General features: G+C 68.3%; 11 protein-coding genes. 8 read left to right on the forward strand and 3 right to left on the reverse strand.

Annotated elements, in window-relative coordinates; all coding sequences use genetic code 11:
- Window positions 1–29: 29 nt before the first annotated feature.
- A complete protein-coding gene (locus tag OG210_RS26845) occupies window positions 30–743 on the forward strand; it encodes an HAD family phosphatase (RefSeq protein WP_328324951.1) in 714 nt (237 codons plus the stop codon).
- 487 nt (window positions 744–1,230) lie between these two features.
- Entirely contained in the window at window positions 1,231–2,832 is a 1,602-nt protein-coding gene (locus tag OG210_RS26850) for an ABC transporter substrate-binding protein (protein ID WP_328324949.1), read from the forward strand.
- Window positions 2,833–2,970: 138 nt separating this feature from the next.
- On the opposite strand, the gene OG210_RS26855 is transcribed toward OG210_RS26850, so the two are convergent.
- Window positions 2,971–3,645: a response regulator transcription factor gene (locus OG210_RS26855; RefSeq protein ID WP_164263912.1), complete on the reverse strand. Its 675-nt coding sequence runs from the start codon at window positions 3,643–3,645 to the stop codon at window positions 2,971–2,973.
- Between the two features lie 127 nt (window positions 3,646–3,772).
- Window positions 3,773–4,624, reverse strand: coding sequence for a RecB family exonuclease (locus OG210_RS26860; RefSeq protein ID WP_328324946.1), 852 nt, complete (start codon window positions 4,622–4,624; stop codon window positions 3,773–3,775).
- A 165-nt stretch (window positions 4,625–4,789) separates the two neighbouring features.
- On the opposite strand from OG210_RS26860, the gene OG210_RS26865 reads away from it, so the two are divergent.
- The 3 genes from OG210_RS26865 to OG210_RS26875 all read left to right on the forward strand — a co-directional run bounded on the left by OG210_RS26865 (window position 4,790) and on the right by OG210_RS26875 (window position 7,759).
- Window positions 4,790–6,028, forward strand: a complete 1,239-nt coding sequence (locus tag OG210_RS26865; protein WP_328324944.1) for a site-2 protease family protein — start codon at window positions 4,790–4,792, stop codon at window positions 6,026–6,028.
- Window positions 6,029–6,046: 18 nt separating this feature from the next.
- Complete coding sequence (locus tag OG210_RS26870; RefSeq protein WP_371539049.1) at window positions 6,047–7,006, forward strand: tRNA (adenine-N1)-methyltransferase; 960 nt, start codon at window positions 6,047–6,049, stop codon at window positions 7,004–7,006.
- 165 nt (window positions 7,007–7,171) lie between these two features.
- Complete coding sequence (locus tag OG210_RS26875; RefSeq protein WP_371539052.1) at window positions 7,172–7,759, forward strand: hypothetical protein; 588 nt, start codon at window positions 7,172–7,174, stop codon at window positions 7,757–7,759.
- Window positions 7,760–7,814: 55 nt separating this feature from the next.
- On the opposite strand, the gene OG210_RS26880 is transcribed toward OG210_RS26875, so the two are convergent.
- Window positions 7,815–8,126, reverse strand: a complete 312-nt coding sequence (locus OG210_RS26880) for a ferredoxin (RefSeq protein ID WP_266858698.1) — start codon at window positions 8,124–8,126, stop codon at window positions 7,815–7,817.
- A 241-nt stretch (window positions 8,127–8,367) separates the two neighbouring features.
- On the opposite strand from OG210_RS26880, the gene arc reads away from it, so the two are divergent.
- From arc to OG210_RS26895, 3 genes are all read left to right on the forward strand, one after another.
- Window positions 8,368–10,134, forward strand: a complete 1,767-nt coding sequence (arc, locus tag OG210_RS26885; protein WP_266858700.1) for a proteasome ATPase — start codon at window positions 8,368–8,370, stop codon at window positions 10,132–10,134.
- Window positions 10,135–10,369: 235 nt separating this feature from the next.
- The gene (gene dop / locus OG210_RS26890) at window positions 10,370–11,881 is read left to right on the forward strand and encodes a depupylase/deamidase Dop (RefSeq protein ID WP_328324937.1); all 1,512 of its coding nucleotides are present in this window, start codon (window positions 10,370–10,372) and stop codon (window positions 11,879–11,881) included.
- A 192-nt stretch (window positions 11,882–12,073) separates the two neighbouring features.
- On the forward strand, window positions 12,074–12,292 hold the full coding sequence (locus OG210_RS26895) for a ubiquitin-like protein Pup (RefSeq protein WP_164263898.1): 219 nt from the start codon (window positions 12,074–12,076) through the stop codon (window positions 12,290–12,292).
- Window positions 12,293–12,359: the final 67 nt, after the last annotated feature.

A 12,359-nucleotide genomic window follows, 5' to 3' on the forward strand; every position in this document is an offset into this window, starting at 1 on the left:
CTTCGTGTCCCTCCAGGAGGTGTCCCCGTATGACCAGTACGGTCGCCGCGCTCAACACCCGTATGGCCGAAGGCGCAGCCCTGCAGGCAGTCCTGCTCGACATGGACGGCACGCTGGTGGACACCGAGGGCATCTGGTGGGACGCCGAGGTGGAGGTATTCGCCGACCTCGGCCACCGGCTCGACGAACGCTGGCGCGACACCGTGGTGGGCGGGCCCATGACCCGCAGCGCCGGATACCTCATCGAGGTCACCGGTGCGGACATCGCGCTCCCCGAGCTGACCACGCTGCTGAACGACCGGTTCGAGGAGCGGATCTCGGGCGGGGTGCCGCTGATGCCCGGGGCGCTGCGGCTGCTCACCGAACTGGCCGCCCACGGTGTACCCACGGCCCTGGTCTCCGCCTCGCACCGGCGGATCATCGACCGGGTCCTCAAGTCGCTCGGCCCCGACAACTTCACCCTGACGGTCGCGGGCGACGAGGTGGCGCGGACGAAACCGCACCCGGAGCCCTATCTCGCCGCCGCGGCGGGCCTGGACGCCGATCCGGCGCGCTGCGCGGTCATCGAGGACACCGCGACCGGGGTGGCGGCGGCGGAGGCCGCAGGCTGCCGCGTGGTGGCCGTGCCGTCCGTGGCGCCGATCGCCGCGGCTGCCGGCCGGGTGGTCGTCGGATCTCTGGAAGAAGTCGATCTGGGCTTTCTCAGGGCACTGGTCCACGGAATGCACCGGGCCGGATACTGACCGTGTTCCTTTCGTTCTGAAGGGAATCGGCGTCCGTCATCCACCTGTATTTACGTGAGCATGAAGAGAGTGCTTCCTGCTTTACGAAAGGCGGGACCGGAGTGACGTTCATCACCTGACGAAACGTCGACACGGGGGCATATGCGTGCTGCGACCGGCGTGCCACGGCTCCGCACATGCCCATGTGTCCCGATTGGTGAAGCGGTGTACGAATCATTTCGGTGGTCGGATATTGACGCTCCGCTATTCGTGAAGATGGTGTGGATCCCACCCAAGTCGCCCCCGGTCCAGGTTTCCTGACGTTCCCCACTAATCTCATGGCGAGAACTTCGCCGTACACTTCTGTGCCCCCGGTGCCCACCAAGCGGCCGGGATCACTGGACTGATCGCTCTGTACCCGGCCCGATCGCCCCGCCCCGATCGGGCGGTAGCGGCGGAGTGTCTGTACATCGCTGTATCCCAGTGCCGGATGAGGAGAACGTCCAGAATGAACCGCAAGACTCTGGTGCTGCCGGCGATAGTTTGCCTGCTCGCTCCGGTACTCGCCGCGTGCGGCGGCACAGGCAGCGGCGGCGACGGCGGCAAGGCCATCGTCGTGGGCACGACGGACTTCATCGAGTCGGGCAAGAAGGCTCCGGCTCCTCTCGACCCCGCCTACACCTATGACACCGGCGTCTGGAACTTCCTGCGCCCGACCCTCCAGTCGCTCATGGCGATGCCGCGTGGTGGCGGCCTGCCCATACCGGACGCCGCCAGCGACTGCCGTTTCACGGACACCGAGAACGAGAGCTACCGCTGCAAGCTCCGCAGCGGGCTCCAGTTCGCCAACGGCGACCCCCTCACGGCCGCCGATGTGAAGTACTCGATGGAACGCGTCACCAACATCGACGACCCGAACGGCCCGGCCGGTCTGCTGGAGAACATCGACACCATCGAGGCCGTGAGCTCTCACGAGCTGGTCTTCCACCTCAAGACGCCCGACGCCACCTTCCCGTACAAGCTGGCCACGCCGGCCGCGGGCATCGTGGAGAAGAAGACGTACGCGCCGAAGAAGCTGCGCAAGGGCTTCGTGATCGACGGCTCCGGCCCGTACACCTTCAAGGCGCAGGTCAGCAACAACCGCCTGCAGAAGGCCATCTTCACCAAAAACCCCCACTACAAGGGGGCGCTGAAGCTGCAGAACGACAAGGTCGAGATCGATTCCTTCGCGGATGCCGCGGGCATGGGCTCCGCGCTGAAGTCCGGGAAGATCGACATGATGGGCCGGACCCTCTCCCCGCAGCAGATCAAGCAGTTCTCGGACGGTTCGTCGCCGAGCATCAACTTTGTCGAGAGCCCCGGCCTCGAGATCCGCTACCTCGCCTTCAACACCAATGACCCGGCGGTGAAGAACAAGGCGGTCCGGCAGGCGATGGCCGCGCTCGTCGACCGTGGTCAGATCGCCAGCCAGGTGTACGGCGCCACGTCCGACCCGCTCTACTCGCTGATCCCCACCGGCATCGGCGGACACACGAATTCGTTCTTCAACAAGTACGGCGACCCGAGCAAGACCGAGGCCGCCCAGATCCTGCACGACGCCGGGATCACCAACAAGGTCCGGCTGACGCTGGATTACACGAGCGACCACTACGGGCCGGGTACGGCGAAGGAGTTCGCGCTGCTCAAGCAGCAGCTGAACGCCTCCGGGCTCTTCGACGTGAAGACCCAGGGCCACAAGTGGGCGGAGTTCCGCCCCGACGCGGTGAAGGGCGACTACGCGGTCTACGGCATGGGCTGGTTCCCGGACTTCCCCGACGCGGACAACTTCATCTCGCCGTTCCTCAGCAAGGGCAACTTCCTCAACACGCCCTACGCGAACACCACCATCCGCGACAAGTACATCCCGGAGTCCCGGCGCGCCGCGGACCGCACCACGGCGGTGGTCCCGCTCCAGAAGATCCAGGACATCGTCGCGGACGACGTTCCCGTGCTGCCGCTCTGGCAGGGCAAGCAGTATGTGGCCGCCCGGGACGACCTGACCGGTGCGGAGTGGGCGCTGAGCAACTCGTCCGCCCTGCAGATCTGGGAGCTCGGCCGCGGCGTCAGCTGACGACCGGCGGACGACAGCGCACCGGCCGGACGTCCGGCCGGTGCGCTGCCGCCCGGAGCCGACGCGGTGGATGCCGCGGGGCGATGCCGCGGGTCGATGCCGCGGAGTGGCGCCGGAGTACGGGCGGGGGCCCGGGAACTACTGCTGGGCTCCCGGGCGTACCAGACCGCTCTCGTAGGCGTAGACCGCCGCCTGGACCCGGTCGCGCAGCCCCAGCTTGGTCAGTACATGGCCCACGTGCGTCTTGACCGTGGTCTCGCTGACGAACAGGTCGGCGGCGATCTCGGCGTTGGACAGGCCCCGCGCGACCAGCTTGAGCACTTCCACCTCGCGCTCGGTCAGCGTGTGCAGCGTGTCGGGAACGGGATCCTCGCCGGACGGCAGGTGGTCCGCGTACTTGTCGAGCAGCCGGCGGGTGATGCTCGGCGCGAGCATCGCCTCGCCCCCCGCCACCACCCGGATCGCCTGGACCAGCTCATTGGCGGGCGCGTCCTTGAGCAGGAAGCCGCTCGCCCCGGCCCGCAGGGCCTCCACGACGTACTCGTCCAGGTCGAAGGTGGTCAGCACCAGGACCTTCGCCGGGCCGTCCCGGCCCGGGCCGGTGATCTGGCGGGTGGCCTCGACCCCGTCCATCCGGGGCATCCGGATGTCCATCAGCACCACATCGGGCTGCAGCGCCCGGACCTGGTCGAGGGCCTGCAGACCGTCCCCGGCCTCACCGACCACCGCGAGGTCCTGCTCGGCCTCCAGGATCATCCGGAAACCGGTGCGCAGTAGCGGCTGGTCGTCGACCAGTAGGACGCGGATCGCCACGGGAACTCCTTAGCTAGACCGGCCCCATTCTGCCCTGACCGGCGCCCCGGGACGCCGCGGGGCGTACCGGGGGAGTCCCGGACGGATCAGGCGCTGCGGGGGTGGCGGGGACGGAGCCCGCCGGATCTCACTGCTCCCCGGCCCCGCGCACCGCTTCGGCCCCGCGCACCACTTCCAGCGGGTAGACCGGCGGGGTGCCGCCGAATTCCGGACAGACCGCCTGGTGGTCGCACCAGCCGCAGAGCTTCGTCGGCCGCGGCTGCCAGTCGCCGCTCTCCGTGGCCTTCCTGATCGCCTCCCACAGCGCCAGCAGCTTGCGCTCGACCCGCTCCAGATCGCCCTCGACCGGGTCGTACGTCACCACCTCGCCGCTCCCCAGGTACACCAGCTGGAGCCGGCGCGGCACGATCCCCTTCAGCCGCCACACGACCAGTGCGTAGAACTTCATCTGGAACAGCGCGCCCTCCGCGAACTGCGGGCGCGGCGCCTTGCCCGTCTTGTAGTCGACGATCCGGACCTCGCCGGTCGGCGCCACATCGACCCGGTCGATGATCCCGCGCAGCCGCAGCCCCGACGCCAGCTCCGTCTCGATGAACAGCTCCCGCTCGGCCGGTTCGAGCCGCGTCGGGTCCTCCAGCGTGAACCACCGCTCGACCAGCGACTCGGCCTCCGCGAGCCACTTCGCCAGCTGCTCGCCCCCGGGGTCGTCCGCGAACAGTTCACCCAGCTCGGGCTTGGCCGACAGAAGCCGGTCCCACTGGCCGGGGACCATGCCCCGGGCTCGCGGAACCGTCCGCTCCGCCGCCGGGTCGTCGAACATCCGCTCCAGCACCGCATGCACCAGAGTGCCGCGCGTCGCCGCAGGACTGGGCTTCTCCGGCAGCTTGTCGATCACCCGGAACCTGTACAGCAGCGGACACTGCATGAAGTCGCTCGCCCGCGACGGCGAGAGTGAAGTGGGCTGCTGGGCGGTAGTCATGTCCCAGACCCTACGACCCGCCACTGACACCGAGCCGCATACCATCGACGGTAGACCTCCTCGCACTGCATGATCAGGACACCGTGGAAAGCGGTGCCGGACCGGCGGTGGTGCGGAACGCATACCGAACGGCATGAACGACACGGAACGACACGAAGGGACACCGTGAACGAGAGCGGCGACAGCGGGCGCCCGCAGCCCGGCGCGGACGGGTCGGGGCCCGGCCCCGCGCCCGATGGCGGCAAGCCGCAGCGCCGGGACTCACCGGGCGGCGGCATCCTGATGGGCCGCCCCTTCGGCGTTCCGGTGTACGTCGCCCCCAGCTGGTTCCTGGTGGCAGCCCTCATCACCTGGGTCTTCGGCGGCCAGCTCGACCGGATCCTTCCCGAACTGGGCAACGCCCGGTATCTGGTCTCCCTCTTCTTCGCGGTCGCCTTCTACGCCTCCGTACTGGTCCACGAACTGGCGCACACCGTCGCCGCACTGCGGTTCGACCTCCCGGTGCGCCGCATCCAGTTGCAGTTCTTCGGCGGTGTCTCGGAGATCGAGAAGGAGTCCGAGACCCCGGGCCGTGAGTTCGTCCTGGCCTTCGTCGGACCGCTGCTCTCGCTGATCCTCTCCGGCCTCTTCTACCTCGGGATGAAGGCGGTGGAGCCCGGCACGGTCCCCGGAGTGCTGCTGGCCGGCCTGATGATCTCCAACCTCATCGTGGCGGCCTTCAACCTGCTGCCCGGGCTGCCGCTGGACGGCGGCCGGATGCTCCGCGCCGTCGTCTGGAAGATCACCGGCAAGCCGATGAGCGGCACCATCGCCGCCGCCTGGTTCGGCCGGGCGCTCGCCGTCTCGGTCCTGATCGGCCTCCCGCTGCTCACCCACACCGGCTCCGACGCCGACGTGGGCGGCATGGAGACGGTCATGGACGCGCTGCTCGCCGCGATCCTCGCCGCGATCATCTGGACCGGCGCGGGCAACAGCCTGCGGATGGCCAGGCTGCGCGAACACCTCCCGGAGCTCCGCGCCCGTACGCTCACCCGGCGCGCCGTCCCCGTGGAGACGACGACACCGCTCTCCGAGGCGCTGCGCAGGGCCAACGACGCCGGTGCCCGCGCCCTGGTCGTCGTGGACAGCCAGGGCGACCCGACCGCCCTGGTCCGGGAGGCGGCCATCGTCGGAGTGCCGGAGCACCGGCGCCCCTGGGTCGCGGTCAGCGGACTCGCCCAGGACCTCACCGAGGGGATGCGGGTCCCGGCCGAGCTGGCGGGCGAGGCGCTCCTCGACAAGCTGCGGGCCAGTCCGGCCACCGAGTACCTGGTCGTCGAGGAGACCGGCGCGATCTACGGAGTCCTCTCCACCGCCGACGTCGAACGGGCATTCGTCCAGGCGATGGCGCGACCCGGTTCCTGAGGCCGGTAGTCTGCTCGTATGTCCGAACCGACCGGTGCCGCCCGCCGACGTGGGCCCTTCAAAGTCGGGGACCAGGTCCAGCTCACCGACCCCAAGGGACGCCACTACACCTTCACGCTCGAAGCCGGGAAGAACTTCCACACCCACAAGGGTTCTTTCCCGCACGACGAGCTGATCGGTGCTCCCGAGGGCAGTGTTGTCCGTACCACGGGAAACGTCGCCTACCTCGCGCTGCGCCCCCTGCTCCCCGATTTCGTCCTGTCCATGCCCCGCGGCGCCGCCGTGGTCTACCCGAAGGACGCGGGCCAGATCCTGGCCTTCGGGGACATCTTCCCCGGCGCACGGGTCGTCGAGGCGGGTGTGGGGTCCGGCGCGCTCAGCAGCTTCCTGCTGCGTGCCATCGGCGAGCAGGGGATGCTGCACTCGTACGAGCGCCGTGAGGACTTCGCGGAGATCGCCACGCAGAACGTGGAGCGCTACTTCGGCGGTCCGCACCCCGCCTGGCAGCTCACCGTCGGCGACCTCCAGGACAACCTCTCCGACACGGATGTCGACCGTGTGGTGCTGGACATGCTCGCTCCCTGGGAGTGCCTGGACGCCGTCTCCAAGGCGCTCGTCCCCGGCGGCATCCTCTGCTGCTACGTGGCCACCACCACCCAGCTCTCGCGCACCGTCGAGTCGATCAGGGAGATCGGCTGCTTCGCCGAGCCGCAGCCCTGGGAGTCCATGGTCCGCAACTGGCACGTCGAGGGGCTGGCCGTCCGCCCGGACCACCGGATGATCGGCCACACCGGCTTCCTCGTCACCGCCCGCCGTCTCGCCGACGGTGTGGAGGCCCCGCTGCGCCGCCGCCGGCCGTCCAAGGGCGCGTACGGCGAGGACTACAGCGGTCCCGGAAAGAGCACCGTCCAGCCGAAGGCCGGAACCGGGGACGACTCGGCCGGGGACGACTCGACCGGGTCCGACGAGACCGCCTGACAGCGACAACGCACCGACGCCGCCGCGGAGTTCCCCCAGCACACCGGGGAACTCCGCGGCGGCTTCTTTACGTTGGCCTTACGGACCCCGGCGTTCCGATCCCCTGTGACGTGTGGCACTATTCTGGCCACCCCCTCCGGCACTGCCCCACAGGAGACCTCTCGCGTGCAGCCCTCCGCGCTCCCGGACCTCGTACTCCCGGACCTCGCGCACAACAGGACCAGTCCGGTCCACTGGCTGGCCACGGCCACTGCGATGGCCGGCGTCATCGCCCTGGCGGGCGTTCTCACGCCCGATCCGGCCACCGCGTCCCAGCCCGGCGGGAAACCGGCACGCCCGCATGTGGCCGCACCGAATCCGGCGGCCGTCACCTTCCCGCTGAAGTGCGGAGGCGCGGGCACCACCGTCACCAGGAAGGCGTCCGGCGATCTCGACGGGGACGGCAGCTCCGAAACGGTGGCAGCGGTGCGCTGCGACGCCGGATCGGGCACACCGCCCAGCGGGATCTACGTGCTCACCCGGCCCGGGACCGGTGAAGGCCCGCCCCGGATCGTCGCGACACTGGTGAGCCCGGCGGATCAGCAGAGCGTGGGCGCCCTCGCGATAGGGGACGGCGCGGTGACCGCGACGCTCCTCGGCTACTCCTCGCCCGATGTGCCGCGCTGGAATCCGGACGTGCGGCAGCAGGTCAAGTGGCGCTGGCAGGGCGGCAAGTTCGTACGCTCGGTGCCCTCGCAGGCGCGGAGCGTATGACGGCGGTGGGCGTATGCCGGCGGCGCGTACACGCGCACGCCGGGCGCGGGACGTCCTACTCGGCAGCGGGGCCGTAGACCTCGACGCTGTCCGAAACGCGACGCACATGGATGCAGTCGCCCGGGCACTCCTTCGCCGAGTCCACCACGTCCTGGAGGAGCGGCAGCGGCACGGGCGTTGTGGCGCCGACCGCCTGGAGCAGCTCGTCGTCCGCGCTCTTCACATAGGCCAGCCCGTCGATGTCCAGCTCGAACACCTCGGGCGCGTACTGGGCGCAGATGCCGTCCCCGGTGCAGAGATCCTGGTCGATCCAGACCTCCAGCGCCTGGGCGCCGTCGCTGGTGGGAGCCTCGTCCTGCACGGTCATTTCTCCTGCCGTTCCTGCGCGGTTGAGCCAATTGAAGCCACCCCTGACGGGTGTTGAACACTTCGACGATACAACCGGCCGCTTTCCGATGTTGTTGGGTGGGTATTCCCAAGGCGTGAGGGAGTACGCAAGGGTGAAGATCAGACACACCCCGACGGTCTTTGTGATCTAGGGGTTTCAATCACCAGCCGCCCAGGTAGGGTCAGGAAGCGTCCAGCTCCCCTTGGAGGAGGTGAGGACCGTGGCAGCCCACGACGACGACATCAACCGCGGCACCCGGCCCGCGCGAGGGTCCGAGGACCCCGCCGGCCAGGTTGCCTATCTCGAGCAGGAAATCGCCGTCCTGCGCCGCAAGCTCGCCGACTCTCCGCGTCATACGAGGATTCTCGAAGAGCGGATCGTCGAGCTGCAGACCAACCTGGCAGGCGTGTCCGCGCAGAACGAGCGGCTCGCCAATACACTCCGTGAGGCCCGCGACCAGATCGTGGCTCTCAAGGAGGAGGTCGACCGGCTCGCACAGCCGCCGGCCGGCTTCGGTGTCTTCCTGCAGGCCAATGAGGACGGGACCTGCGACATCTTCACCGGGGGCCGCAAGCTCCGGGTGAACGTGAGTCCCAGCGTCGAGCTCGAAGAGCTCAGGCGTGGCCAGGAAGTCATGCTCAATGAGGCGCTCAACGTGGTCGAGGCCATGGAATTCGAGCGCGCCGGGGACATCGTCACCCTCAAGGAGATCCTTGAGGACGGCGAGCGCGCCCTGGTGATCGGGCACACCGACGAGGAACGGGTGGTGCGGCTCGCCGAGCCGCTGCTGGACATCACCATCCGCCCCGGCGACGCCCTGCTGCTCGACTCCAGGTCCGGTTACGTCTATGAAGTGGTGCCGAAGAGCGAGGTCGAGGAGCTCGTCCTCGAAGAGGTCCCGGACATCGACTACGACAAGATCGGCGGCCTGGGCGACCAGATCGAGCTGATCCGCGACGCGGTCGAGCTTCCGTACCTCCACCCCGACCTCTTCAAGGAGCACGAACTGCGGCCGCCGAAGGGCATCCTGCTCTACGGCCCGCCCGGCTGCGGCAAGACTCTCATTGCCAAGGCCGTCGCCAACTCCCTTGCCAAGAAAGTCGCCGAGGTCACCGGCCAGCCCGCGGGGAAGAGCTACTTCCTCAACATCAAGGGTCCCGAGCTCCTCAACAAGTACGTCGGTGAGACCGAGCGGCACATCCGCCTGGTCTTCCAGCGTGCCCGGGAGAAGGCGAGCGAGGGCACCCCCGTCATCGTCTTCTTCGACGAGATGGAATCCCTCTTCCGCACCCGTGGATCAGGCGTCAGCTCGGACGTGGAGAACACCATCGTCCCGCAGCTGCTCGCCGAGATCGACGGTGTGGAGGGCCTGGAGAACGTCATCGTCATCGGCGCGTCCAACCGCGAGGACATGATCGACCCGGCGATCCTGCGGCCCGGCCGGCTCGACGTCAAGATCAAGATCGAGCGTCCGGACGCGGAGGCGGCGAAGGACATCTTCGCCAAGTACCTGCGGTCGTCGCTGCCGCTGCACACGGACGACCTGGCCGAACACCGGGAGAACCCCGACGTCACGGTCAGCGCCATGATCCAGTCCGTCGTGGAGCGGATGTACACGGAGTCCGAGGAGAACCGCTTCCTCGAAGTCACGTACGCCAATGGCGACAAGGAAGTCCTCTACTTCAAGGACTTCAACTCCGGCGCGATGATCCAGAACATCGTCGACCGGGCCAAGAAGATGGCCATCAAGGCCTTCCTCGACCAGGGACAGAAGGGTCTGCGGGTCTCCCACCTCCTCCAGGCATGCGTGGATGAGTTCAAGGAGAACGAGGACCTGCCGAACACCACCAACCCCGACGACTGGGCCCGTATCTCCGGTAAGAAGGGCGAGCGGATCGTATTCATCCGCACCCTTGTCACCGGAAAGCAGGGCGCGGACACCGGGCGCTCCATCGACACGGTGGCGAACACCGGTCAGTACCTGTAAAAGACAGGGCGGCTGCGGGTCCCCCGGCGGGCACCCGCAGCCGCTGTGTTTTCCGGCCTTCGGCCGCAAGGACAGCAATGCCTGTAATGATCTCCCCAGCGGCGCAAAGGCGTTCTACGCTCTTCGGTATCACCGAGTCGCGCGGTGCGGGGAAGGGCAACCGCACACGCACCGGAGAAGCAGCGGTACTTGAGCGACGTTCCCGCGAGGGGCGCTGCCGGGCAAGGAGGGCCGCATGACCGTACGGCGGGTAATGGGCATCGAGACGGAGTACGGCATCTCTGTTCCGGGCCACCCGAACGCCAATGCCATGCTCACCTCGTCCCAGATCGTCAACGCCTACGCGGCGGCGATGCACCGGGCGCGCCGCGCCCGCTGGGACTTCGAGGAGGAGAATCCGCTGCGGGACGCGCGAGGCTTCGACCTCGCCCGGGAGACCGCGGACACCAGCCAGCTGACCGACGAGGACATCGGCCTGGCCAATGTGATCCTCACCAACGGGGCACGCCTCTACGTCGACCACGCCCACCCGGAGTACAGCTCCCCGGAGATCACCAATCCGCGCGACGCCGTGCTCTGGGACAAGGCGGGCGAGCGGATCATGGCGGAGGCCGCAGAACGGGCCGCGGAGATCCCGGGCGCCCAGCCGATCCATCTGTACAAGAACAACACCGACAACAAGGGTGCCTCGTACGGGACGCACGAGAACTACCTGATGAAGCGGGAGACCCCCTTCTCGGACATCGTGCGCCACCTGACCCCCTTCTTCGTCTCCCGCCAGGTGGTGACCGGGGCCGGCCGGGTCGGGATCGGCCAGGACGGCCACGAGCACGGCTTCCAGATCAGCCAGCGCGCGGACTACTTCGAGGTCGAGGTCGGCCTGGAGACCACGCTCAAGCGGCCGATCATCAACACCCGCGACGAACCGCACTCGGACGCCGAGAAGTACCGCCGCCTCCATGTGATCATCGGCGACGCGAACCTTTCGGAGATCTCGACCTACCTCAAGCTGGGCACGACCTCGCTGGTGCTCGCGATGATCGAGGACGGGTTCATCAATGTGGACCTCGCGGTCGACCAGCCGGTGCGCACGCTCCACCAGGTCTCGCACGACCCCGGCCTGCAGCAGCTGATCACGCTGCGCAGCGGCCGCACCCTCACCGCCGTACAGCTCCAGATGGAGTACTTCGAGCTGGCGCGGAAGTACGTCGAGGAGCGGTACGGGGTGGACGCCGACGAGCAGACCAGGGACATCCTGGGCCGCTGGGAGGACGTGCTGAACCGGCTGGAGAACAACCCGATGAGCCTGTCGGGGGAGCTGGACTGGATCACGAAGCAGGAGATCCTGGAGGGCTACCGCCGCCGGGACGGTGTCGACTGGGACGCGGCCAGGCTCCATCTGGTGGACCTGCAGTACGCGGACGTACGGCCGGAGAAGGGGCTGTACAACCGTCTGGTGGCCCGCGGGAAGATGAAGCGGCTGCTGGACGAGCCCGCGGTCGTACGGGCCGCCGCGAACCCGCCGGAGGACACCAGGGCCTATTTCCGGGGCCGCTGTCTGGAACAGTACGCGGACGATGTCGCCGCGGCCTCCTGGGACTCCGTGATCTTCGATCTGCCGGGCAACGACTCGCTCCAGCGGGTGCCCACGCTGGAGCCGCTGCGCGGGACCCGCAACCACGTCAAGGAGCTGCTGGACCGCTGCCGGACGGCGGAGGACCTGGTCCGGGTGCTGCAGGGCGGCTGAAAAGCCCCGGCGGTGGGAATCATCAGGGTAGGTCCCGGACGTTGAGGAAAGTGCGGGGCCAATGTCGGACCCCGCTTGTAGTGTCTGATCAAGCGGATCCGATCATGCTTCTGACCGGGTCGGGCCGATTCGGTCCGGTCAGCTCCAGTCTGTTTCAGCTTCAACAACATCGAACCGAGCGGGGTGAGGTAGATGGCGACCAAGGACACCGGCGGCGGGCAGCAGAAGGCGACGCGCTCCACCGAGGAGACCGAGGAGCAGGCGCCTGAGGCGCAGGGCTCCGAGGACCTCAAGGAGCGTCAGGAGAAGCTCTCGGACGACGTCGACTCCGTTCTGGACGAGATCGACGACGTGCTTGAGGAGAACGCCGAGGACTTCGTTCGGTCCTTTGTGCAAAAGGGTGGCGAGTAGCCCCTGTTGTCCGTAGCCGGTGCGGCCGGCGGAAGCCGATCGCACCGGGGCGGATGACCGGCGCGGG

This window comes from Streptomyces sp. NBC_00466 (genome assembly GCF_041433995.1).
Taxonomy (GTDB): domain Bacteria; phylum Actinomycetota; class Actinomycetes; order Streptomycetales; family Streptomycetaceae; genus Streptomyces.

What these genes read in the sequence shown, in the direction of transcription:
- OG210_RS26845 (WP_328324951.1), top strand. Translation starts at nt 30, where the DNA reads ATGACCAGTACGGTCGCCGCGCTCAACACCCGTATGGCCGAAGGCGCA.
- OG210_RS26850 (WP_328324949.1), top strand. Translation starts at nt 1,231, where the DNA reads ATGAACCGCAAGACTCTGGTGCTGCCGGCGATAGTTTGCCTGCTCGCT.
- OG210_RS26860 (WP_328324946.1), bottom strand. Translation starts at nt 4,624, where the DNA reads ATGACTACCGCCCAGCAGCCCACTTCACTCTCGCCGTCGCGGGCGAGC.
- OG210_RS26870 (WP_371539049.1), top strand. Translation starts at nt 6,047, where the DNA reads ATGTCCGAACCGACCGGTGCCGCCCGCCGACGTGGGCCCTTCAAAGTC.
- OG210_RS26880 (WP_266858698.1), bottom strand. Translation starts at nt 8,126, where the DNA reads ATGACCGTGCAGGACGAGGCTCCCACCAGCGACGGCGCCCAGGCGCTG.
- dop (WP_328324937.1), top strand. Translation starts at nt 10,370, where the DNA reads ATGACCGTACGGCGGGTAATGGGCATCGAGACGGAGTACGGCATCTCT.
- OG210_RS26895 (WP_164263898.1), top strand. Translation starts at nt 12,074, where the DNA reads ATGGCGACCAAGGACACCGGCGGCGGGCAGCAGAAGGCGACGCGCTCC.